The organism is Paracerasibacillus soli (assembly GCF_042432965.1).
Taxonomy (GTDB): domain Bacteria; phylum Bacillota; class Bacilli; order Bacillales; family Amphibacillaceae; genus Paracerasibacillus; species Paracerasibacillus soli.
The window spans coordinates 77,686-101,812 of the sequence record NZ_JBHLWL010000021.1 but is presented as its reverse complement, the minus strand read 5'-3'; the positions used below and the strand labels follow the sequence as shown (position 1 = coordinate 101,812).

General features: G+C 38.4%; 27 protein-coding genes and 1 pseudogene. 6 read left to right on the top strand and 22 right to left on the bottom strand.

Annotated elements, in window-relative coordinates; all coding sequences use genetic code 11:
* Positions 1 to 360: pseudogene (locus tag ACFFIS_RS06685) on the bottom strand (IS3-like element IS655 family transposase); the annotation flags it as partial.
* A gap of 1,494 nt (positions 361 to 1,854) precedes the next feature.
* Between ACFFIS_RS06685 and ACFFIS_RS06680 the strand changes: the two are divergent.
* The 3 genes from ACFFIS_RS06680 (at position 1,855) to ACFFIS_RS06670 (ending at position 3,630) form a co-directional block, all read left to right on the top strand.
* Positions 1,855 to 3,015, top strand: a complete 1,161-nt coding sequence (locus ACFFIS_RS06680) for a C40 family peptidase (RefSeq protein WP_390186711.1) — start codon at positions 1,855 to 1,857, stop codon at positions 3,013 to 3,015.
* Between the two features lie 79 nt (positions 3,016 to 3,094).
* Positions 3,095 to 3,313, top strand: coding sequence for a hypothetical protein (locus tag ACFFIS_RS06675; RefSeq protein ID WP_390186710.1), 219 nt, complete (start codon positions 3,095 to 3,097; stop codon positions 3,311 to 3,313).
* 116 nt (positions 3,314 to 3,429) lie between these two features.
* Complete coding sequence (locus tag ACFFIS_RS06670; RefSeq protein WP_390186709.1) at positions 3,430 to 3,630, top strand: hypothetical protein; 201 nt, start codon at positions 3,430 to 3,432, stop codon at positions 3,628 to 3,630.
* Positions 3,631 to 3,822: 192 nt separating this feature from the next.
* Here the strand turns inward: ACFFIS_RS06670 and ACFFIS_RS06665 are convergent, their stop codons facing one another.
* From ACFFIS_RS06665 to ACFFIS_RS06645, 5 genes are all read right to left on the bottom strand, one after another.
* The gene (locus tag ACFFIS_RS06665) at positions 3,823 to 4,182 is read right to left on the bottom strand and encodes an MFS transporter (protein WP_320380159.1); all 360 of its coding nucleotides are present in this window, start codon (positions 4,180 to 4,182) and stop codon (positions 3,823 to 3,825) included.
* 194 nt (positions 4,183 to 4,376) lie between these two features.
* A complete protein-coding gene (locus ACFFIS_RS06660) occupies positions 4,377 to 5,084 on the bottom strand; it encodes an MFS transporter (RefSeq protein ID WP_320380160.1) in 708 nt (235 codons plus the stop codon).
* Between the two features lie 303 nt (positions 5,085 to 5,387).
* Positions 5,388 to 6,200 carry an SDR family NAD(P)-dependent oxidoreductase gene (locus ACFFIS_RS06655; protein WP_320380161.1) on the bottom strand — a complete coding sequence of 271 codons (813 nt, stop codon included), beginning with the start codon at positions 6,198 to 6,200 and terminating at the stop codon, positions 5,388 to 5,390.
* A gap of 255 nt (positions 6,201 to 6,455) precedes the next feature.
* Positions 6,456 to 6,881 carry a MarR family winged helix-turn-helix transcriptional regulator gene (locus tag ACFFIS_RS06650; RefSeq protein ID WP_320380162.1) on the bottom strand — a complete coding sequence of 142 codons (426 nt, stop codon included), beginning with the start codon at positions 6,879 to 6,881 and terminating at the stop codon, positions 6,456 to 6,458.
* Positions 6,882 to 7,025: 144 nt separating this feature from the next.
* Positions 7,026 to 7,781: an SDR family NAD(P)-dependent oxidoreductase gene (locus tag ACFFIS_RS06645; protein ID WP_390186708.1), complete on the bottom strand. Its 756-nt coding sequence runs from the start codon at positions 7,779 to 7,781 to the stop codon at positions 7,026 to 7,028.
* Positions 7,782 to 8,229: 448 nt separating this feature from the next.
* Here ACFFIS_RS06645 and ACFFIS_RS06640 point away from each other — a divergent pair, with 448 nt between their 5' ends.
* The 3 genes from ACFFIS_RS06640 (at position 8,230) to ACFFIS_RS06630 (ending at position 11,066) form a co-directional block, all read left to right on the top strand.
* Positions 8,230 to 8,841 carry a DeoR family transcriptional regulator gene (locus tag ACFFIS_RS06640; RefSeq protein ID WP_390186707.1) on the top strand — a complete coding sequence of 204 codons (612 nt, stop codon included), beginning with the start codon at positions 8,230 to 8,232 and terminating at the stop codon, positions 8,839 to 8,841.
* 779 nt (positions 8,842 to 9,620) lie between these two features.
* Positions 9,621 to 10,196, top strand: coding sequence for an SCO family protein (locus tag ACFFIS_RS06635; RefSeq protein ID WP_320380164.1), 576 nt, complete (start codon positions 9,621 to 9,623; stop codon positions 10,194 to 10,196).
* 93 nt (positions 10,197 to 10,289) lie between these two features.
* Positions 10,290 to 11,066 (top strand): FixH family protein, encoded by a 777-nt coding sequence (locus ACFFIS_RS06630; RefSeq protein ID WP_390186706.1) that lies wholly within the window; start codon positions 10,290 to 10,292, stop codon positions 11,064 to 11,066.
* 136 nt (positions 11,067 to 11,202) lie between these two features.
* On the opposite strand, the gene ACFFIS_RS06625 is transcribed toward ACFFIS_RS06630, so the two are convergent.
* From ACFFIS_RS06625 to ACFFIS_RS06550, 16 genes are all read right to left on the bottom strand, one after another.
* On the bottom strand, positions 11,203 to 11,883 hold the full coding sequence (locus ACFFIS_RS06625; protein WP_320380167.1) for a hypothetical protein: 681 nt from the start codon (positions 11,881 to 11,883) through the stop codon (positions 11,203 to 11,205).
* 75 nt (positions 11,884 to 11,958) lie between these two features.
* Positions 11,959 to 12,942, bottom strand: coding sequence for a nuclease-related domain-containing protein (locus ACFFIS_RS06620; protein ID WP_320380632.1), 984 nt, complete (start codon positions 12,940 to 12,942; stop codon positions 11,959 to 11,961).
* 276 nt (positions 12,943 to 13,218) lie between these two features.
* Positions 13,219 to 13,341 carry a hypothetical protein gene (locus tag ACFFIS_RS06615; RefSeq protein ID WP_320380168.1) on the bottom strand — a complete coding sequence of 41 codons (123 nt, stop codon included), beginning with the start codon at positions 13,339 to 13,341 and terminating at the stop codon, positions 13,219 to 13,221.
* 30 nt (positions 13,342 to 13,371) lie between these two features.
* Entirely contained in the window at positions 13,372 to 13,638 is a 267-nt protein-coding gene (locus tag ACFFIS_RS06610) for a hypothetical protein (RefSeq protein WP_320380169.1), read from the bottom strand.
* The gene (locus ACFFIS_RS06605; protein WP_390186705.1) at positions 13,626 to 13,808 is read right to left on the bottom strand and encodes a hypothetical protein; all 183 of its coding nucleotides are present in this window, start codon (positions 13,806 to 13,808) and stop codon (positions 13,626 to 13,628) included. Before ACFFIS_RS06605 ends, ACFFIS_RS06610 begins: the two co-directional genes overlap by 13 nt.
* Positions 13,809 to 14,010: 202 nt before the next feature.
* Complete coding sequence (locus ACFFIS_RS06600; RefSeq protein WP_390186703.1) at positions 14,011 to 14,151, bottom strand: hypothetical protein; 141 nt, start codon at positions 14,149 to 14,151, stop codon at positions 14,011 to 14,013.
* Between the two features lie 116 nt (positions 14,152 to 14,267).
* Positions 14,268 to 14,408, bottom strand: coding sequence for a hypothetical protein (locus ACFFIS_RS06595; RefSeq protein ID WP_320380173.1), 141 nt, complete (start codon positions 14,406 to 14,408; stop codon positions 14,268 to 14,270).
* Positions 14,409 to 14,553: 145 nt separating this feature from the next.
* Positions 14,554 to 15,408 carry a MurR/RpiR family transcriptional regulator gene (locus ACFFIS_RS06590; protein ID WP_320380175.1) on the bottom strand — a complete coding sequence of 285 codons (855 nt, stop codon included), beginning with the start codon at positions 15,406 to 15,408 and terminating at the stop codon, positions 14,554 to 14,556.
* Positions 15,409 to 15,727: 319 nt separating this feature from the next.
* Positions 15,728 to 16,606, bottom strand: coding sequence for an ROK family protein (locus ACFFIS_RS06585; RefSeq protein ID WP_390186702.1), 879 nt, complete (start codon positions 16,604 to 16,606; stop codon positions 15,728 to 15,730).
* A gap of 94 nt (positions 16,607 to 16,700) precedes the next feature.
* Entirely contained in the window at positions 16,701 to 17,420 is a 720-nt protein-coding gene (locus tag ACFFIS_RS06580; protein ID WP_320380177.1) for an N-acetylmannosamine-6-phosphate 2-epimerase, read from the bottom strand.
* 208 nt (positions 17,421 to 17,628) lie between these two features.
* Positions 17,629 to 18,477, bottom strand: coding sequence for a carbohydrate ABC transporter permease (locus ACFFIS_RS06575; RefSeq protein WP_320380178.1), 849 nt, complete (start codon positions 18,475 to 18,477; stop codon positions 17,629 to 17,631).
* Positions 18,478 to 18,488: 11 nt separating this feature from the next.
* Positions 18,489 to 19,361, bottom strand: coding sequence for a carbohydrate ABC transporter permease (locus ACFFIS_RS06570; RefSeq protein ID WP_320380179.1), 873 nt, complete (start codon positions 19,359 to 19,361; stop codon positions 18,489 to 18,491).
* A 62-nt stretch (positions 19,362 to 19,423) separates the two neighbouring features.
* Complete coding sequence (locus ACFFIS_RS06565; protein ID WP_390186712.1) at positions 19,424 to 20,800, bottom strand: ABC transporter substrate-binding protein; 1,377 nt, start codon at positions 20,798 to 20,800, stop codon at positions 19,424 to 19,426.
* 830 nt (positions 20,801 to 21,630) lie between these two features.
* On the bottom strand, positions 21,631 to 22,539 hold the full coding sequence (locus tag ACFFIS_RS06560; protein ID WP_320380182.1) for a dihydrodipicolinate synthase family protein: 909 nt from the start codon (positions 22,537 to 22,539) through the stop codon (positions 21,631 to 21,633).
* A gap of 277 nt (positions 22,540 to 22,816) precedes the next feature.
* A complete protein-coding gene (locus ACFFIS_RS06555) occupies positions 22,817 to 23,677 on the bottom strand; it encodes a hypothetical protein (RefSeq protein WP_390186699.1) in 861 nt (286 codons plus the stop codon).
* 243 nt (positions 23,678 to 23,920) lie between these two features.
* On the bottom strand, positions 23,921 to 24,061 hold the full coding sequence (locus ACFFIS_RS06550) for a hypothetical protein (protein ID WP_320380184.1): 141 nt from the start codon (positions 24,059 to 24,061) through the stop codon (positions 23,921 to 23,923).
* Positions 24,062 to 24,127 lie beyond the last annotated feature (66 nt).

The window sequence follows — 24,127 nt, the reverse complement described above, 5'->3', positions numbered from 1 at the left end:
CTGTTAATTCCTCATCTTGAACATCTCGTACTTTCGCCTCATAATAGTACGTGCTTCTTGGAAGTTGTAGGACTGCGCACATTGCTGATACCGAGTATTTTTGACGGTTATTTCGGATCACATCTACTTTCGTCCCATTATCAGCGCGGCTTGCTTTAAAATATCGTTCTCCATCATCAGTCTTTGATTTTCTTTGCGGAGCCTGATTAATTCTTCCTGCTCCGGTGTTCTATTGTCCTTCTCTTCAAATGATCCACTTGTTTTATGCTGACGAACCCATTTATCAAAGGAAGATGGCGTCAGCTCGTATTCCTTGATAATTTCATTTCTAGGTTTACCTGAAAGATGCAATTGAACAATTTGTTCTTTAAATTCTTTGGTGAATGTTTCTTCGTTCTCTTTTGGCCATAATTAATTCTCTCCCGACTTATTAATGAATTAAGTTTATATGACCTTAATGAATCTGTCCAACTAAGTGTAACTATCCAAGAATTGTTTAAGAAAAAGGATTAAATTTGGATGAGAGGTAGAACCTATAGAGTGTAGCATCTAATAACAGAAACTCAAATGAGGACAAAAAAAATAACATGAGTATCCGGGAGGAGCATGTTTTTTTAGTATAATTTCATATATAAATCCTATAAACTTACTACATAAACTTACTACTCACTCTCATAATTAGCTCATAAGAATAAATAATAATATCTATTCTAACAAAAACAAACTCATATGTTAAGTACTATTTTTCAATAAAATCCAAAATAGTATTATGAAGCATTAACTTGTTAATGAAAGCTATCCCCCAAAACCCCTACACTATTTTCTCAACCACATATTTAAAAGACTCTATAAGTCAAGAGTCTTTTCCTTTAACCATAATCAAGACTATCAGTAAAACCTTCAAGTATCATCTATAATTCAATAATTCTTTAAATTCTCCTTATACCCTATATTCCAGGGATTGTTCTATTAAAAGATTAGCTGAGAATCTAAACAATCACTTCAAATAATTAGTTCTTTTTACCCATGACGTTATTATAACGAATAAGCATGAAAAAATAAACAGGTATTTTTAAGTTTATTTATTTTTCATAGGCAAACTAAAAAAATACTAAATAAAAAGGATTGAGATTGATTTCTACTATTTAATGGATAGTTAATTCCATGGACAATAGTATAATGATGCCTCAAATTTTCTTCAAAAGTAAAATAAAATTTTTCTTCCAACAACCTCACTGTTTTTATATTATTTGCAGAATATACTTCTTATTATTTCAGTACTAATTCTTCCTTGTTCAGATAGATGATTTTTAGTCGTCAATCTGAACAAAGTTTATACGGTATAAGATGTTTAGCAAAATTTTCTATATACTCGGCTCAAAATAGCATAAATCCTAAGCATCTAACAATTTTTCTATTTCAAGCTATTTAGCTTAATTAAAATTACAAATCTCACATATGATGACATTACGGAGATTGGCATTCAATTATTTTCCTTTATATTCATACATACACAGTAATTATTTATAGAATAGATAAACAAAATTTAGATACCGTATATTCAGTTAAAATTAATTTTCGGCAGCGAATTATCTCTGGGACCTTTGCACAAGCTTTTTTAACATAAAAATTCATATTACCTATTTAACAGTTTTCATAGAACATAATAGGTTGTTTTTAACAATTAATAGGCGTTAAGGTATGGGTCTAAAGTAACTTCAATATTACAATCCTATTACAAAAGTTCTATTAACCTATCATTTTTCGACATTAAAGGCTATAATTATAGTCAGAAAATACTAGTTTGCATGGTCAATCTTACTAACTAGTCAATCATGAAAGGAGTTTAGCCCTATGTCGAATAAGAAGATGTACCTAGGCGCTACTGCAAGTGCCGTCGTTGCATCTGCATTTTTCGCGGTTCAAGACGCCGAAGCTTCAGCTAGTTCTTATACTGTCCAGTCAGGTGATTCCCTTTGGGTCATTGCCCAGAAACATGGTACGACAGTTGCAAAGTTGAAGCAAATAAACAATTTAAAAAGCGACATTATTTTTCCAAACCAAGTACTGAAGCTGACTTCATCAGCTAGCAGTTCAAATGCAGGAACAACTAATAAAAAACCTGCACCTAGTTCCAATAATTCCACTAATGCTGGGAATAAAGGAAATACATACACGGTAAAGGCAGGAGATACATTAAGTGGTATCGCTTTTGCCAACAAGGTTTCATTGAGTAACTTAATGAAATGGAATAATTTAACTTCTACTATTATTTTCCCTGGCAATGTTTTTGTTGTTAGTGATCCTAAAAATAGTGGTAGCTCAAGTGCGAATAACACGAACTCTGGAAGTACTACCTCCTCTTCCAACAGTTCGAATTCTGGGACGACTTCTGGTTCAAAAGGACAAGTCGCAACCACTTCCGTATATGTTGTAAAATCAGGTGACACATTATCACATATCGCGCGTGATTATGGCGTCTCTGTCAGCAACATCAAGTCTTGGAACAACTTGAAATCTGATATGATTTATATCGGACAAAAGTTAAATATCAATGGTTCTAAAGGTAACGGAAGTTCAAATAGTAGTGCAAGTAATGGATCAAGCGCAGGAAATAGCGCGAGTGAAAAACCATCTGGAGACGTAAAATACAACGTTGACCAACTAATTAAAGTAGCAAATAGCCTAAAAGGAATCCCATATGTTTGGGGCGGCTCTACTGTAAACGGATTTGATTGTAGCGGATTTATCTACTACGCCTACAACAAAGCAGGCATGAGCATTGGACGTCTCTCAAGTGATGGCTATTACAATCGCTCTTATATTGTAAACAAACCACAAGTCGGAGATCTCGTATTTTTCTCTGGAACATATCGCGCGGGAATCTCACACTTAGGCATTTACGTCGGCAACAACGAATTCATTCACGCCGGCACAAGCTCAGGCGTCACAGTTTCAAAACTAAGCAATTCCTACTGGTCCCAACATTTCGATTCATTTAAACGTCTTTATTAATTGATATAGAACATGTAAAAGGAAGGCTCTAGCAAACGCTAGAGCCTTTTTTTGACGCGTGTAAAGGTTGGAATGCGGATTGTTTGTTGAACGTGGTGGATTCGTGGTAGAAGATTGGCTTTTGATGGTAGAACTTCGCGATCCCGTGGTAGAAGATTCACCTTTCATGGTTGAACAGCGCGGCCGTGGTAGAAGATTCAACTTTCATGGTAGAAGACGCGGGATCCGTGGTAGAAGATTTACTTTTCATGGTAGAACTTCGCGATCCCGTGGTAGAAGATTCAACTTCGATGGTTGAACAGCGCGGCCGTGGTAGAAGATTCACCTTCCATAGTAGAAGTCCGCGATCCCGTGGTAGAAGATTCACCTTCCATAGTAGAAGTCCGCGATTTCATGGTAGAAGATTAAGCTTTCATGGTAGAAGTCCGCGATTCCGTGGTAGAAGATTCATCTTTCATGGTAGAAGTCGCGGGATCCGTGGTAGAAGATTTACTTTTCATAGTAGAAGTCGCGGGATCCGTGGTAGAAGATTCAGCTTTCATGGTAGAACTTCGCGTTTCCATGGTAGAAGTTCCTGCCCCACCCCGCATCCACGTTTCCTATCTTCATGATTGAAGCCTAATAAAGCGAAAAACCTCCACCATGAGGCCCTAAAGTCTATATAGGGATGGTGAAGGTTTATTTTATATGAAGCTTAGCCTATTTACAGGCTAAGCTTAAATAAAGGCTTGCATGAACGTATAAAGAAACTAGTGCTACTTAACGTCTAAATCACTTTCATTTACATTCATAAGCATGATTGCGATCTTATTTCCACATACCTTTTTCAACTAATTTTTCTTTGTCGCGGAAGGCAACAATGATACAAAGTATGCTGATAATTAGTATTGCGATCAAGATATATAGTACTGGTACATAGCTTTTCGCAAAGTCAAAGATATAGCCGTATGCAGGGAGTGCAATGATAGATGCAACTGCTAATCCTGTAGATGCTGTTGAATAGATTTGACTGTAGTCTTTATTTCCAAATAGTGCTGATGTAACAGTTGGTGCCAACGTACCGATTGATGCTGTTACTAAACCGAAAATACCTACAGCTATCGTTACAACTACTGCGTTTGTTGCGAAATATAATAATAATAAGACGGATATAATCCCTACGAACATTGCGCCTAGAGCAGTTGTTTACGCACCGATTTTATCACTTAGATATCCAAATAATAGAGCTCCAATAAATACCCCTACCATTTGTGCTCCCATTACGTTACCTGCGAATGTTACACTGTAGTCTAAATTCATCAAGTATGTTGGGATGTGCACAGCGAAACTTCCGAATGCTGTTACAATAAAGAAGAAGGCTGCTAGGGCATAAATGCAGTTGATTTTTTTGCTACTGCAAATGAAATACCACTATTTTCATCACTTTGTGCTGCTTTTCCATCTTCGGAACTAGCATCCATGCCGTATGGTTGTAATCCTTTATCTTTTGGAGACATGCGTAGGAATAACCAAATCATTGGGATTGAAATGATAATGACGGCAAGTCCAACGTAAATGTAAGAATGTCTCCAGCCTTGTCCTGAAATTAACTGCCCGATAACTGGTTGAATGACAGCTCCTAAAATTCCAACACCGGCTCCCATAATTCCGAGCGCTAAACCGCTACTTTTCTTGAACCATTGGTTAATTAAAACTGGTCCTGCAATAACTGTAGTGAACACGCCACCTACTGCCATTGGAATAGAAAGAATATACCAACCCCATACAGAGTTCATTAATCCAAACAATGCAAATGCCCCTGCTTGAAGGATAACAGCTACTGTTAGGAGTGAACGCGTTTCATACTTCGCCATCAACTTACCGCCGATTGGCAAAAAGATTAATAATACAATTGCTGAAATACTTAAATATAATGTCAAACTTCCCATACCCACGCCAAGTTCTTTCGATACTGGTGTGAGGAATAGTCCTGCCGAGTTATTTATTGCTGATTTTCCTAAACCTACCACGATACACAGGCCTAGTAAGACTAACCAAGCAAAGTGGAATTTTTTCTTCGTTTGTTCCATGATGTTCTCCCTTTCTACACAAATCCTCGTTGTATATCAATTTATTTTGTTGTAGTGTAGCTTCCTTGCTTTAAGTAGGCAGTTCATTCCGATTAACATTTGCTTTATCAGATACAAAATATAATGGAGCGATTAACCTTCTCAATTTGAAAGCTGCGTTACATGATGAGCCCCTTGCCGGGATGTGATTAACGTTTCCCGCGCATTGTCATGCCATTTTCAAAGTTCTTTATTACATGAGGGCATGCGAATTCATTTTTTGCAATCAATCCGCATGCGCTCTTTGCAATACTTCCTTATCAATTATTGATTATCTTGTGCGTTTTTCATCAATTCATTTACATCTGCAATTGTTGGGTTTGCGATATAATGTCCGCCTTCAACTTTAATTGTTTGGCCTGTAATATATTTCGCTTCATCAGATGCAAGGAATAATACAGTGTATCCAATATCATTAGGTTCACCGTTATATGGAAGTGCATTGTATTTTTTGAATATCTCTAGCATTGCTGGTGGCAGGCTATTTTCAGCTGCTGGTGTTAAAATCAATCCAGGTGCTACAGCATTACAACGGATGTTATCTTTACCGTATTGTGTTGCGATATATTTTGTTAAATGTGCAACGCCAGCTTTAGAAGCACCGTAAGCAGAACGGATGGAGTCAGATGCAAATCCAGCCATTGATGCTGTATTAATGATTGAACCACCGCCAGCTTTGATCATATGAGGTATTGCAAAACGAGAACCTAACAATACACTCTTCAAATTAATATTCATGAGACGATCCCATTCATCAAGGTCCATGTTTACAACATCTAAGTCTTTTTTAAGATTCGTCAAACCAACATTATTATATAAAACCGTAATTGTTCCATAAGTATTAACAGTAAATTCAACTGCTTCTTTAATAGAATCTTCTTGTCCAGCATCAAGGAAAACAGCAGTTGCTTCTCCGCCTTCTGCTTTAATTTCTGCAGCAACTTCTTTTGCTCCTTCAATATTGAAGTCAGCAATTACAACTTTTGCTCCTTCTTTTGCCATCAATTTAGCTGTTGCCAAACCAATACCTGATGCTGCTCCTGTAATAAGTGCTACTTTATCTTGTACTCTTCCCATTTTTGTTACCTCCATTAATGATTACTTTTTTTATGCGAAAACCGCTGTTAACGAATCTCTTTTGCATTCATGTCACGATAAGTTTTCACAGTTAGACGTCTCTTTTGCTTATCAATTACTAGGACGATGCTAATAAATTTTTATTAGTATTTGCTATAACAATTTTTTTATGTTTAAAGATTGTGCGTTTTATGCACGCGATAAACACGCGCATGGTTCTAATTGTTACAGCAATGCAACATAAGCAAATAACCCCTATTTACTCAAACTATCTAACAACTTTTCTTTAATCAAAATAAGCTGTTCCACTTCTTCTTCAGTAAGGACGGAATAAAGGTCCATACGCATTTCCTTCCCTTTTTCCTCCGCCCTTTTTAAAACTGCAAGACCTTGTTCGGTAATTGCTAACAACACAATGCGACGGTCTGATTCATCAAATTTCCGGACTGCGTACCCCTCTTTAATTAGTTTGTCCGCAATATTTGTCATTGCCCCTGGTGTATAGCCATGTTCGGCTGCAAGCGCAGATTGCATTTGAGGCCCCTTTTGAGCTAACTCATTTAAAACTAAAATTTGTGGTATCCCCACATTGAGATTAAACGATTTCGTAAATTTAATGATTGTTTCGTTCGTTAGCAACTCCAAAGTCCGAATGAGTTTGAAAATGTTTTTATTCTCCATTTGCCCCACCCCTGTTTATCATTTTTGCAAGATGAAGACTTTTGCAAACTGCCCTATTTCATTGTTCGTCCGTCTAAAGCGATGGTCTAGCTCCTTTTGAAATATATCTTTTTAAGGTTCAAGCCATTTCCAAACTTATAAGTTTTAGCGTAACTTTGTAGCTCCACCATCAACCATGATGGTTTGTCCTGAAATATAATTTGAATCCTCACTCGCTAAAAATACCGCTACACGTCCGATATCTTCTTCCGGATCACCAAGTCTGCCTAATGGAATATTTGAAAGCATTCTGTTGTAATATTCCGGTTGCTCTTTTGCCCATTGTTGCACACCTTCAGAATTTGCAATTGGTGAAATTAGATTGACATTCACACCAAATTTCCCGAATTCATTAGCCGCTACGCGAGAGATGGCACGAATGGCTTCTTTTGCTGCTGCATAGGAAGCTTGATTTCTATCACCATTTATACCTGCACCAGATGCAAAGTTAATAATTTTACCTTTTGTTTCTTTCAAATGTGGTAATGCTGCTTGCATAAGGTAGAATGTTGGATAAAAACCTGTATTAAAGGAAAGATCTAGTAATTCTTTTGTTGTTTCTTCAAATGGTAACTGGCGTGATGCATGCGCGTTATTCACAAGCACATCTAATCGACCGTATTTGCTAATGACTTGGTCAATAATTGTATGCAACTTGTCATGCTCCATTAAGTTAAATTGTATAAAAGTACAATCTTCTTGATGGACTTGCAGATCCTTTACAGTTTGTTTACCCATTTCTTCATTTAAGTCAACAATAACAACTTTTGCTCCTTCTTTAGCAAAAGCTGTTGCCATTCCTCTACCAATACCACCGGCTCCACCAGTAATAACGGCAACTTTCCCCTCTAGTTTGCCCATTATATTTTCCTCCTTTTAATAGATTTAAATTGTAAAATTTGTGCGAATGGCCTCTGAAAATATGAGCCTTTTGGATGATGACCATTGCACTACTCAAAACACTTTATCTATATTACCACTAATTCATTTAACATTAAAATATTTAGCAACGAGTATATAAATGTCAGAATATTTATTACTAAATAGTTTAGCACTAAACTAATAAGGGCAAGCTTTTCGCCTTCCATTAATTTACAGGTGTTGAACAATGTTAACACTATAAATTCCTGGAAATATCCGGATTTGTCATAGTTTGTTCACAGGGTACCGTTGCTATCGTCGTATCTCGTTGGTACACTTATGTTAGAAATTGTTTGAATGTGTTAATAATTATTACATACTTATTTTTTTGAACTTGAGTATCAAAGTAGATATTCTACATCAGGTCATGAAACAAAGGGGTGAAAATATGCTTCCTCTGGAAAGACAAAATCGGATTAAAGAATTAGTATTTGAGCGAATCAATATGAAAATATCCGAGCTAAGCAAGGAACTGGATGTCTCAGAAATGACAGTCCATCGTGATTTAAAGTCTTTGATTGATGAAGGCTTTGTTGTCAAAACCTTTGGTGGGATTACATTAGCACAAAAATATCATAAAAGGCAGGATGTCAGCACGACAAATAATTGTATCATTTGTCACCATCACATAACAGAACGCCTATCCTATCGTTTAATTTTACATCACCATCATGTAGAATCCCTTTGTTGTGCCCATTGTGGATTAATCCGCCAACACCAACTTGGGGAGGAAGTCATGCAAGCATTTTGTCACGACTTTTTAAGACATACAACCATCAGTGCAACGATCGCTTGGTACGTCATGGGCACTTCTGTTGATATTCATTGCTGCCAACCTCAAGTTCTCACATTTGAAAGAAGAGAAGAAGCAGAGAAATTTGTAAAAGGATTTGGCGGCCAATTGTTAACGTTTACAGAGGCCACAAGAAGATTAATGAACCATATGACTGGATCAGACGGCTCAGGGACACGCTGTCAAAACCACGACACGAGTGGGTAAGAGTTTGTAGGGAGTTATTCGTTTTGAGGATGGAATGGGGTTGTGACTGGGTGAGTTTTTATGCTCGGCTCGTGGGGAATTTTGCTTGGCGCGAGTTTGAGGAGTGAGTTTGAGAATTGAGTTTTGCCTTGGATTGTGCTGATTTGCTAGGAGCGGGTTGGGGCGCCTTGCTTGTGCTGATTTTGCTAGGGGTGAGTTGGGGAATGAGCTTTGCCTTGCTTGTGCAGATTTTGCTAGGAGTGGGTTGGAGACTAAGTTTTGCCTTGGATTGTGGAGGCTTTGCTTGGAGTGAGTTTGGAAATTGAATTTCCGCCTTGCTTGTGCGAATTTTGCTTGGCGCGAGTTTGGGATTGAGCTTTGCTTGGAGTGAATTGGAGACTAAGTTTTGCCTTGGATTGTGGCGGGTTTTGCTTGGCCGAGTTGTGGCATTGAGGCAGGTAGGGGAATGAGCTTTGCTCGGCGCGAGTTCTAGGAATGAATTTGCTTGTGGCGAATTTATCCCTGATGCAAGTTCTAGGAGTGAATGAGCGCCATCGTGATTTCTTATTAGGATGAGATCTCTTTTCACGTTAAACTTTGATGGATTTTTGTGGATTTTTTACAAATCCCGCTTTCCATTCTAAGCTTGAGGGCACTTCTCCGATAACAGCGATTACCCGAAATAGCGCACTGCAAGCAAGATTATACTGAACATTTTTTGGAAATGATGACAGAGAAATGTTAAATCAAATTGCTTATTTTTTATTATATTTTATGGATAAATGAAAGGGTGGAACTTCATGAGGAAAATAATAAAGGTTATCCTTTTTGCATCGCTATTATTACTAGTAGCTTGTGGGGAGAAAATAGAAACGAATATGAATAAAGATGTACTTGATTTTTCTTTTACAACACAAGATAACGAAACACTTTCATTGGATGATTTAAAAGGAAAGTATTGGATTGCAGATATGATTTTTACAAATTGCACGAGTGTTTGCTTGCCAATGACGAACAACATGACGAAGTTACAAAATATGGCAAGAGATGAAGGAATTGATATTCAGCTTGTTAGTTTTTCAGTCGATCCTGACTACGACACACCTGAAGTACTGACCGAATATGCCGAACAATATGGCGCTGATTTATCCAATTGGGCATTTTTAACTGGATATGACTTTGATACAATCAAGGAAATTTCTATCAAATCCTTTATGAGCCCACTCATGCCACCACCTGAAGGAAATGACCAGGTGACACACGGCACAAGGTTCTATCTCATTGATCCAGAGGGTGTTGCGATTAAATCATACAATGGTGTCGAATCAGCAACCATCAGTACGATTATAGATGACCTAAAGAAATTAGAATTGTAGAGTGCAGGTTTGTTCATGCTGGTTTGATAGACGATAAAAAATAGAGAAAACATGTACGAGATATTCTTTTTACCACTTAAGGAGGATTTTATAATGAAACAATTATTTGGAAAAAAGTTTATCGTTTTATTCGCAGTTCTTGCCCTACTCTCTCTTGCGGCATGCGGTAATGCAAATGGAGATGACGCGACCAACGATGACGAAGCATTAACTGTGCTAGAGGCGAAACTTGAAGCACCTGAAACTGCAGATGCTGGTGAAACAATCGAAGTAAAAGGCGAAGTAAACTTTGGCGATGAAGTCGTAAAGGATGCCGAAGTCGAATTTGAATTTTGGGAAGACGGTAAAAAGGACGACAGCTACAAAATAGATGCAACCAATCACGAAGATGGTACATATACCGCCGAAACATCATTTGATCACGACGGCGTGTTCACCGTTCAGATTCACGTAACAGCACGCGATCAACACACAATGCCCCTTGCAAATATTACAGTAGGAGAAGGAGCAACTGATGGCGACGCGGACCACGACGGTGAACATGGCGACCATGGTGATCACGGTTCCCACGCGGAAGGTTTTAACATGCATTTCATGGACCCAGACAATGTGAAGGCTGGAGCAGAAACGGAACTCATGGTCCACGTCCAACAAGACAACGAGCCATTAAAAGACGTCGAGGTAAACTTTGAAATCAAGCAAACAGATGGCGATGACAACGCATATATTGACGCAGAAATGACAGATGATGCTGGTGAATACGTTGCCAAGCACACATTCAAGGAAGCAGGCACATACAATATCGTCATTCATGTAAAAGGCGAAAATGATTTGCATGAGCATGAAGAACATGAAGTTGTTGTGGAGTAGTATTTGGCAGAACCGAATTAGCGGTTGAAAATTGTATTACGATAATAGAATGATTCCAATGAAAAATCCCCCTCTTAGTCTAGTCAATAAACCAAGAGGGGGATGACCATGATAGCTAATAATCACCTCAACTACCCTAAACACAAGGGGAAACATCAAATCGAATGCCAATATCTTCTACATGAGCAAGACGGACTTCTACCACGGATTCGCAATCTTCTACCATCAAAGGCCAATCTTCTACCACGGATTTGCAATCTTCTACCATCAAAGGCCAATCTTCTACCACGGATTCCGCAACTTCTACCATGAAAAGCCAATCTTCTACCACGGATTTGCGATGTTCTACAATGAAAGGCCAATCTTCTACCACAGATTCACAATCTTCTACCATCGAAGGTGAATCTTCTACCACGGATTCGCGAGCTTCTACCATGAAAGGCCAATCTTCTACCATGAAAGATGAATCTTCTACCACAGATTCGCGAGCTTCTGCCATGAATGGGCAATCTTCTACCACAGATTCGCGAGCTTCTACCATGAATGGGCAATCTTCTACCATCGAAGGTGAATCTTCTACCACAGATTCGCGAGCTTCTACCATGAAAGGCCAATCTTCTGCCACAGATTCGCAATGTTCTACCATGAAAGATGAATCTTCTACCACGGATTTGCGATGTTCTACCATGAAAGATGAATCTTCTACCACGGATTTGCGATGTTCTACCATGAAAGATGAATCTTCTACCACAGATTCACAATCTTCTACCATCAAAGGCCAATCTTCTACAACAGATTCACAATCTTCTACCATCAACAGCGCTAGCTTCTACAATAACAACCTTCTACTTGCTACTTCAAGCTAGATATCCTCGATTATCCATGGTTGCTGCTACATTCTCTTCTTCATTTCTCTTTGTCTAAATTCTGCTAGGTTATATTTTCGGTCACTTGTTTTTCCTACTTCAGGGAGATTCATATTTTTTAATAGGCGATGCATAATTCGGGTGCCTTCTATTTGGAGGAATTCTCTTGCTTGGCGGTTTGTTATTTCAGTATTGATTAACATACTGTAATCATATAGTGCATTTATATGTGCATCATTCGAGATATTTTTGCAGAAGGCACAAAACCATTTTCCACGATTCCATTTCATTGGTGATCCGCTACATTCTATGCAGATAACCCCTTGCCTTAAATGGTTCACCTTCACGCCAAACTCTCCCATTAAGTCTCTTTTCAATGGGGTATGTTTGTTAATTAATGTTGTAATAAGGTGCTGAAACTGTTCTTGTTTCATCATTTTCTTTTGATGAATCTGTGTTAGCTCTTGGATTTTACTGATTAAACTTTCCTTACGGATGACTGTTTTCCTCACAAGGGGATCGTCAGTATTATTTAGGAGAATACAGTTTGAATTCGTATAAACGATAAGGTTGACGATAGGAAGCTTGGGGAATCCATGGTTCATAAGCCATTTATGTAAGCGTAATCGTTGCAAATGAACTTGATCGAGTGGATTAAAATATTGACTTTCTCCATCAGTATTAGTACGAACTGCTTGCTTCATACTATCAAATACAATCTTTCCGGAAACATGTTTTACTTCAATATTTAATATGAAAGATGGGGTAAGAATGAGTGTATCTAATTGGAATGCTCCATGTTCATCGCAGAGGCGAAGATAGTTGAGAATGGAGTAGGCTTTCTTATCAAGAAAGGTTAAAAAGTAATCAATCGACTTTTCACCATTATAACCGGCACGCTGTCTTGCTGCCTCATCAGCAATTAGATTTTTCCCTTTAAAACGTTGTTTCAGCCTTGACGTTAACACCTCTAATTCTAGCAAATCCTCTGGAATATCACGAGGTTTCACAAACAATATAAATCACTCCTAATCAAAATTATTCTGAGCCCTAAATAAATTCGTGACACCACAGCTAGCGCACCATTGTGAATCTAACTTCATTATTTTATAGCCCAACGTGAAAACACCCCTTTCACCCTGAAATTTATACACTATATATAATAATTCGACATCGATGATAAAAATCCTGCTATTATATATATCTACAAAATTCTTCCTAAGGAGGAGAACTACTATTCATTAGCTAGAGATCGATTTAAACTATGTAAATATTGGAAAGTTATCTTAAACATTAGGAACTAGGGGATTAACCGCCTCAGATAGAATGACTTCTACCACAGATCCTGTAACTTCTACCATAGAATGTGAATCTTCTACCATCGAAGGCGAATCTTCTACCACGCGCACCGCAATCTTCTACCATAGAAAACGAATCTTCTACCACGCGCACCGCGATCTTCTACTATAGAAAACGAATCTTCTACCACGCGCACCGCAATCTTCTACCATAGAAAGTGAATCTTCTACCACGGATCCCGCGTCTTCTACCATAGAAAGCGAATCTTCTACCACAAATCCCGCGAATTCTACCATGGAATGCGAATCTTCTACCACGGATTCCGCGAATTCTACCATGGAATGCGAGTCTTCTACCACAGATTCCGCAACTTCTACCATAGAATGCGAATCTTCTACCACGCGCACCGCGGACTTCTACCATAGAATACGAATCTTCTACCACAAATCCCGCAACTTCTACCATGGAATGCGAGTCTTCTACCACGCACACCGCAATCTTCTACCATCGAATGTGAATCTTCTACCACGGATTCCGCGTCTTCTACCATAGAAAACGAGTCTTCTACCACGCGCACCGCGATCTTCTACTATAGAATGCGAATCTTCTACCACGCGCACCGCAATCTTCTACCATAGAAAACGAGTCTTCTACCACGCGCACCGCAATCTTCTACCATAGAAAGTGAATCTTCTACCACGCGCACCTCGAACTTCTACAATAGAAAACGAGTCTTCTACCACGCGCACCGCAATCTTCTACTATAGAGAACGAGTCTTCTACCACGCGCACCGCAATCTTCTACCATAGAAAACGAATCTTCTACCACAGATTCCGCGAATTCTACCATGGAATGCGAGTCTTCTACCACGCGCACCGCCAACTTCTACCATAGAATGTGAATCTTCTACCACGCGCACCGCAATCTTCTACCATAGAAAACGAGTCTTCTACCACGCGCACCGCAATCTTCTACTATAGAAAGCGAATCTTCTACCACGCGCACCGCGATCTTCTACTATAGAATGCGAATCTTCTACCACGCGCACCGCAATCTTCTACCATAGAAAACGAGTCTTCTACCACGCGCACCGCAATCTTCTACCATAGAGAACGAATCTTCTACCACAGATTCCGCGAATTCTACCATGGAATGCGAGTCTTCTACCACGCGCACCGCAATCTTCTACTATAGAAAACGAATCTTCTACCACGCGCACCTCGAACTTCTACCACGGAATGCAATTCTTCTACCACGCCACCCTTAAACCTGAAAATCCCCCCCTACCATTCACCAGGCGGGGGGGGGCTTATCTTTTACTTTACAATAATTTTTCGATAACGGCTTTTGCGGTACTTTCTTTATTTAGGATGGATTGTTCGTTTGTTCGTTTAAAGTATTCAGCGTACAGGACATCGAGTAGGTAGAGTTGGGATATTTTAGCTGTTAGGCTGCCTCCTTGTAGTGGGCCTTCGTTGGCTCCACAAAGTAATGTAATATCTGAGTAGGTTGTTAACGGTGATTTTTGGAATCTGGTAATGGATATTACTTTTACTCCCCGCTCACTTGCTACTTTTGCAACTTCTAATGTATCTTTTGTTGATCCTGAGTAAGATATCACAATCGCTACGTCTTTTGGTGTCATAAGCGCAGCTGACATTACTTGAAGGTGGGAGTCAAATGAACATTCTGTCTTATTGGTGATTCTCATAAACTTATTTTTTCCTTCCATTGCAGTCATGAGAGATGTTCCTACTCCAAAGAAATGAATTTTCTCGGCTTCTATCATCCAATCAACAGCTTTTTCAATGTCATGATTGTTAATTAATTTGTTTGTTTGAGATAGTGCATTGACAGTACTTGATAATATCTTGGAGGATAACTCATTGATTGAATCCTGCATCGTGATTTCACTCGTTAATTGGGGTGTTTCGTCATCCATTGTAAAACTATGTGCTAACGCAATTTTAAATTCTTGATAACCTTTAAAGTCGAGCGTTTTACAAAATCTAAAAATACTAGATTCGCCTACACCACAAGCATCAGCGAGATCAGTAATTGACATGTAAATCACATCTCTTGTATGTTGTTTAATGTAGTCCGCCACTTTTTTCTCCGTGTTTGTAAAGGAACGGTATCTCGTTTCAATTAATAAAAATATGTCCTTTTTTTCCATCTTATCCCACCTATTTTTCAATCATCTTCAAGGCTTATTGACACACATAAAATAAAGCTTCTTCAATCAGTAAGGAATTCTCCCTTCCCCATTGATTGTTAGTTACATAAATCAGGTTTTTACTAGTTGTTGTTTCCATGTTTATCATTGCCAAATCTCAGTATATTTAAGGCTCTACAGCCAAAACTCTCTCTTCTACATACAATATTTACGTGTAAATACTGCCATCATACGAGCAACGCATAATTTTTTCCCCGAAACCTTACTTCTCCCTCGACTCATTCTTGCTTTGAACACAATTTCCAAACAACATAAAGTTTCACTTCAAGTGTAGGGAAGCAGCTCCTAATAGCCCTGCCTTGTTGCCGAGTGTAGCTTTTTGAATTTCCACATGACGAAAGCTATCCATTATTAAATATTTTACTCTTGTGGATATTTTTTCAATCAATATAGCTTGCTCCATGATCCCCCCACCTATAATGACGGCAGGAGGGTTAAAAATATGGATTAATGAAACTAAGCCTAGTGCGATTTCTTCGACCCAATCGTCTATTATGCTTCCTATTTTTTCATCACTGTGCCTGTATGCTTCAAAGATAATTTTACCATCGATATACTTTGCATCTACATTTTGTGCTTTTTTCATGAGCGCGGTTGTGGAAGCATATGCTTCGTAACATCCTTTGTTTCCACAGTTACAAAGTATTCCGTTGGGGTGTGTTATCATGTGACCAAATTCCCCTGCAATGCCGGCTTGACCATGATATATTTTGGATGCCATAACAATGGCGCCACCAATTCCAGTTCCATATGTTAAGAATAAAAAATCATCATATTTAGAGCCCTTACCAAAATAATTTTCGCCTAGCGCTGCGGCGTTTACGTCGTTTTCAACTTTTACAGGGACTTGAAAATGTTCCTCAAGAATTGCCTTTAACTTCATACCTGTATAGTGAGGGATGTTTTCATTTGCATAAAGAATAGAACCATCCTTCTGATTCACTTGGCCTGCAGTACTAATACCAATTGCATCAAAATCTGTGAAGTTAGATATGAGGTTTATCACCTTTTGAACAATATATGGACCACCTTTTTTACTTTCCGTTGGATATTCCCTATACTGTTCAATTATACCTTGTTCGTCCGTAATACCAAACTTCATCATGGTACCACCAATGTCAACACCTAAAATTCTCATAAGTTTCATCCTTCATTTCTTAGGTTGCTCATCAAATGAGTTACCAAACTGTTGCTTGGTTTATATCAATTCATCCGGTAGATATTCATTTTAATTAAAGACTTTTTAGGTCATGATTCTTCCAATCTTGTAAACTTGCCGCAAATCTTTCGGTAATTTCTTTTGGTCTTGTAATCGCTGTTCCGACTACAGCTGCATACGCTCCACACTGAAAAGCTCTACTTAAATCCTCAGGTGTCCATATCCCGCCTTCTGCAATAATAGGAATAGGTAGATTGTTTGCTAGCTTTTCTATTAAGTTAAAATGAGGTAGTTCAATTGCCTCTGTTTCCTTTGTATACCCACACATGGTGGTGCCAACCAGGTCAAACCCTAATTCATATGCCAACATACCATCTTCATAAGTAGAACAGTCTGCCATAAACAATTGATTTGGAAACTTTTCTCGTATAATAGGGAAGCATTCCTTTATTGTCTGTTTGTCAGGTCGTATTCTGCATGTTGCATCTAACGCAATAATATCAGCACCAACGTCAACAAGTGCTTGCACTTCTTTCATGGTTGGTGTAATGAAAACATCAGAACCAGCATATTCCGTTTTCATAATGCCAATGATTGGTAATGGGACCACATTCTTTATTTCCTCAATATCTTCTACACTATTTGCCCTTATTCCTTTCGCACCACCGAGTTGGGCAGCTTTTGCCATGCGTCCCATAATAAAGGAGCTATGCAAAGGTTCGTCAGGAAGGGCCTGACAAGATACGATTAATTCATGTTTAATTTGCTCTAGGATTTCAGTATTATTTTTCATATGCTACATCTCCATCAGAAAACAAGTATATTTCATCATCATCTTTTCAGATCCAACTATTTCTTTCATAGATTCTCCAGGTAAAATTTAAGCACCATACGCGGAAGTTCAACATGTGCATGCCCGCTCCATGCGACGTTTCATACGATATTTTCAACACACACATGCTATTTAAAAACACCACACATCTTTGGCTCCCGCAAAATTTTTATCCTTTTTCTGCTCCAACTGCAAGTCCTCTTGTGAAGTACCGTTGGAAAAATAAATAAATCACTAACATCGGAATTGCCGCAACAGTGGCACCTGCCATTTTATATGCAAAGTTAGGGTTCAAGTCTTGCATCAAGGTTGCCGTACCAACCATTAATGTTTTCATACCAACTTCTTGACCGATTACTAATTGCCAGACATAGTCGTTCCATACTTGCACGAAGAATAAGATAAACAATGCACCAATTCCTGGTTTTACCATTGGAAGCATGATCTTATAAAAAATACGTAATTCACTGGCACCGTCAATTTTTGCTGACTCACGTAATGAATCTGGTATTGTATCGAAAAATCCTTTCAATAAGAAAACCCCAAATGCAGTAGCAACGTTTGGCCAAATCATGCCGTGAAGAGAATTGACCATCCCTAAGTGATCAACAATACGATACAATGGCACAATCAAAACTTCTTTAGGTACCATTAAACTTGAAATAAAAATAATGAAAATGATATTTTTCCCTTTAAACTGCAATTTTGAAAAAGCATATGCAGCTAGCGTACTTACAATTATGAGTGAAATAGTAGCTACCGATGAAACGATAATACTATTCATTGTCCAGCGAAAAGCAGGCTGATTACTAAACACATCGATATAATTTTGGAAGTTAAATGTCTTTGGAAACCAATCCGGTGGCATCTTCACAACCGCTGCACTATTTTTAAATGAACTTGTAATGAGCCAATATAATGGAAATAAACTCATAACTGCAAAGATGAAAACAATGACATTGGAAACGATATCAAATCTTTCCATCCGTAATTTACTTTTTTTGTTTTTCTTCGACATGTGTTCCACCTCTAATCCTTTTTAAACATAGCGCGCAATTGCGGTATAGATAAGATCATGGCGATAGAGAACATGATGACACCTACTGCCGATGCGATGCCTAATTGATTATATTTAAAGGCATTGTTATATAAGAAGTACATTAATGTTGTTGAAGCATTGTTTGGTCCGCCACCCGTTAAGAGTTGGATAACAACGAATATCTTCAATACATTAATGATGTTGATGATTATGATATAAATCGTTGTAGGCTTTACAAGCGGAATTAAAATTTTAAATATGACACGTAATCGACTTGCACCGTCTACCTCAGCTGCTTCAAATATTTCTTTAGGAACACCAATCATTGCCGCGATATATAAAATAATCGCTTGACCGACGTTCGTAGCAAATGTCACAAATATAATGACGGGTAAAACCAAGTCCTTATCCCCTAGAAAATTAACTGCCGGCAACTCCAATTGCCTTGCTAGAAATGGAATTAAACCATTCGAAGGATTTAATAAGAAACTCCAAACCATACTCATTACAACCATAGATACCATAACCGGGATGTAGTAACTTCCTCTTATAAAAGAAACATATTTTGCATTTTTATCAAAAACTGCAGATGCAACAAATAAAGAAAAGACTACCGTTAATGCAACAATAGCAATAACGAAAACAATCGTATTAATTGTAGACTTAATAAAAACCTCATCATTAAAAAGCGTTTTATAGTTTTCTAAGCCAACGAAAGTTAAATGATTGAAATTAATTTTATATAAACTTAAACGGATTCCTTCAAAAATCGGATAGACAAGAAACACACAGAAAAACAATAGCTGCGGTGCAATAAAAAGGTATCCTGTTAAGTTTCGCTTCAGTGCATGGTTATTTTTCATATCCACCATTTCACCTTTCTCATTAAACTAGGAAGGGGAGTTTTTGCTCCCCAACTTCTACATTATTTATTAAAAATAACTGAATCTGCTTTAGACTTTTCAATTACGTCATTACCTTTTTCTTGATAGCTGTTTACCGCTTCTTCAGGTGTCTTTTCGTTTGTATACAAAGCCTGAAGTTCAGGGTATAGCACCTGTCTTAATTCGTTGTATCCAGGAACGTTTCCTGTAAAGCTAAACATATATGGTGCATTTTCTTCATAAGCTGCGAACAACGGATTTTCATCTTTAAATTGGTCAACAACAGACTTTCTAACTGGAACACCGTTTTTCGATGCTGTAACTAGTTCAGGATCAGATGAGAAGAATTTAACGAAATCCTTACTTACCTCAATTCTCGTATCATCACCAGTATCAAATAATGCAGCACCTGTTACATACGTAAAGGATAATGGATCGCCACTTTCAGATGGAATATTTGCTAACCTTGCATCAAATTCATTTACATTTCCATTCTCCATATCTGCTTTGATGTTGTTAAATAATACAGAGTTTGTGAAGCTTACTCCTAATTGTTGGTTTTGGAACATTGCGTTCACATCATTGGAAGAAACTGACTCTGCTCCAGGATTTGTAAGTCCCTCATCATATATTTTCTTCAACCAAGCTGTTGCTTTTGCTCCACTTTCATCACCTAATACGATGTTTCCTTCGTCATTAAAGAATTTATTACCAAACATTCTTAAATAAGCAAGATTCCAAGTATCACCTTGGTTATTTACTGCAAATAATCCCATCGGATATGCATTAGAATATTTATCCTTCGGTGTATCTGATTTTAACGTTTCTAAAATTGTTTCAAATTCATCTAATGTCCAAGTTTTAATTTCACTTTCATCACCGACAAATTTATCTAAACCTGCAGCCTTAAACATATCTGCATTGTAAACTAACGTTCCCGGCATATGTGAAAATGGATAGAAGTAAACATTGTCACCAAATGTTACTGGCTCCCAAAACGTATCTTCTATATCACTTTTTGCCTCGTCATCGATAATATCATCCATTGGTAGCAACGCCCCACGATGGACATAGTCCCCCATAGCAAATACGCTCTCAAAGAAAATATCCGGAGGTGTGCCACCATTTAGGTTCACGTTTAACATTTCATCACGTTGATCCCCAGCAATCACTTCAACATTTACTTTTACTTTATGTTTGTCATATTCTTTTTCAAACTTCTCTGCCGCATATTTAAAGAAACTATCAAAGTCTGCCTTATCTTCATCAGAATCAAAGACACCTTTCCATTGCGGCGTGAGCCATAATGAAATTTCCACTGTATCTTTATCCTTTTTCGTGCCTGAATCCTTATCAGAATCTCCACATGCCGCAAGAACTGATACAACTAATACAAGACTGAATAACGCCATCATCATTCTTTTCAACACAATTGCCTCCCTAATCTTTTCATTTTTTTCCTGAATCGTACCTAACTTTCAAACTTCGCTGGAGGAATTTTTCGCCTTTTAAATATAAATGAAATTAATTCCCTCCAACGACACGCAACATTGCCCCTTCTTTCATTAGAAAGATCTATTCCATTCACTTTAATTCCCCATGTCTTCACACCACCTCCATTTACCTGTAAAGCTGAAAAATGGTTATTCCTCTATATTATTAAATTGCAGATTACTAGTTTTTAAAAAGCGGGGTGGGATAACGCTTGCATTATTTGCACTCCCTCTATATTTCTACATTGCTAGATTACTAACTTTTTTAAATAGCGGGGTGGGATCATGCTTTCATTATTTGCACTCCCTCTGTATTTCTACATTGCTAGATTACTAGATTTTTTAAATAACGGAGCGGGATAATGCTTACATTATTTGCACTCACCATATATTTCTACATTGCTAGATTCTAGATTTTTAAATAACAGGGTGGGATGACGCTTAGATTATTTAGACTCCCTCTGTATTTCTACGTTGCTAGATTACTAGCTTTTTTAAATAGGGCGGGATCATGCTTTCATTATTTGCACTCACCATATATTTCTACATTGCTAGATTACTAACTTTTTTAAATAACAGAATGGGATAACGCTTACATTTTTTAGACTCCCTCTGTATTTCTACGTTGCTAGATTACTAGCTTTTTTAAATAACAGGGCGGGATCATGCTTTCATTATTTGCACTCACCATATATCTTAAATCCGCTAAGTCTTAGTTTTATGAAATAGTAATAAGACGCGGCATAGCGCTTACGTTATTGGTATTTAGCGATACTTTGCTCAATTTTCATTGTTATTTCTTTTATTTTATCTATTTCATGTTCACTTACTGCTTGTAATGGTTCACGAACACTACCGATGTGAAGTCCACGTTGTTTCAAACTTTCTTTAATTACAGCATACATATTTGCTTCTAACGATGTTAGGGCAATAATAATGTCGTTAATTTCCTTCTGAATTGCTCTTGCTTCCTCAAATTTCCCTGCAGTTACAAATTCATTTGCTTTTAAAAACAACTCTGGCATGGCAGCATATGTACCACCAATTCCACTGTCAGCCCCCATTAAACGCCCAGCAACAAATTGTTCGTCTGGACCATTAAATACTATGGTGTTTTCTTTCCCCGCAGCTTTAAAACGTTCGATATCCATAACAGGCATCGAGGAATTTTTCACACCAATTACTTTTTCATTCGCCATCATCTTTTTAAATAAATCTAGTGACAATTGATAACCCGTCGTTTGCGGTATGTTGTAAATAATAAAGGGTAGTTTCGTTGCATCCATAATATCTTCCCAATATTTCTGAATCGCACGTTCAGGTAAACGAAAGTATATAGGAGGAATGGAAGATAAAGCATCATAACCTTGCTCCTCTGCATACGCTGCAAGCGCAATACTATCCCGTGTTGAAGGAGCTCCAACATGTGCAATTAATGTTAGCTTACCTTTTGCTTCCTCCGCAACATAACGCAAAGTTTGTTTTCTTTCATCCAAATTCTGATATATACACTCACCTGAACTACCACCAACATACAGACCCTTAACCTTCTTGCCGTATAAATAGTTCACAAGCTGTTTTGTTTTCTCCTCAGAAACTTCCCCCACTTCATCATAACAAGCATAAAACGCCGGAAAGATTCCCTTGAACTTAGCATGCTCCATCTTACTTTCACCTTCCTATTCTTTATACCTAACTGGTAACGCTTTCAATTGAACTTTAACACATAATTTATATATTGTAAATAGTTTTCACCGAAATAACATATTATGAAAAAAATATCCAACCATTGAATTGAAGATGCATACTTTCTCATTTATCTAACGTGTAAAGTATGCTTAACTCCCTCCCCGACTTTTTGAACTCCCCACGTCTATCAGATATGAGAACGGATCAGGCCCATTGGGCTGGAAGCAATAAACATGTGTCGCAGGCTAGGTTTTAGGGTAGCTCATCCGCCATGGGGGGCGTGGGAGCTACGTTTTGGAGCAGCTCTTCTGCCATGGGGGCGTGGGGGCTACGTTTTGGAGCGAGTCTTCTGCCATGGTCGGCGCGGGGGCTGCATTTTGGAGCGGCTCTTCTGCCATGGGGGGCACGGACTTCTACCATCGAAAGCGAGTCTTCTACCACGGATTCGCGGACTTCTACTATAGAAAGCGAATCTTCTACCATGGATTCGAGAACTTCTACTATAGAAAGTGAGTCTTCTACCATGGATTCCGCAGCTTCTACCATAGAAAGTGAATCTTCTGCCATGGTCGGCGCCGGGGCTACGTTTTGGAGCAGCTCTTCTGCCATAGGGGCGTGGACTTCTACTATAGAAAGCGAGTCTTCTACCACGGATTCGAGAACTTCTACCATCGAATGTGAGTCTTCTACCACGGTCGGCGCGGGGGCCACGTTTTGGAGCAGCTCTTCTGCCATGGGGGCGTGGACTTCTACCATGGATTCGAGAACTTCTACCATCGAATGCGAATCTTCTACAACGGATTCGAGAACTTCTACTATAGAAAGTGAGTCTTCTACCACGGATTCCGCAGCTTCTACCATAGAAAGTGAATCTTCTGCCATGGATTCCGCGTCTTCTACCATAGAAAGTGAATCTTCTACCATGGATTCGAGAACTTCTACCATAGAAAGTGAATCTTCTACCATGGATTCGCGGACTTCTACTATAGAAGGTGATTCTTCTACCACGGATTCGTGAACTTCTACTATAGAAAGCGAGTCTTCTACCACGGATTCGAGAACTTCTACTATAGAAAGTGATTCTTCTACTATGGAATGCGAATCTTCTACCACGCACCCAGCTATCTCCTACCCTCAAACTCAACAACAAAACCCCCTACCACTCACCAGGTAGGGGGCCACGTAATAATTCTTATCCAATAACATTTTTATACATTCCTATTTCCAAAATGTATTTTTCGTTTAATCATTTAAAGTATCTAGCATTATATATACCTTAGCTACTTTATTCCAAGGATATACTAACCAACTTAACATCCCTCTACTATCCTAGCTTCCTCATGGAAAACCAATCTTCTACCACGCGCACCGCAATCTTCTACCATAGAAAGTGAATCTTCTACCACGCACACCGCGATCTTCTACCATAGAAAGTGAATCTTCTACCACGCACACCGCGTCTTCTACCATAGAAAGTGAATCTTCTACCACGCGCACCGCGATCTTCTACAATCGAATGCGAATCTTCTACCACGCGCACCGCGATCTTCTACAATCGAATGC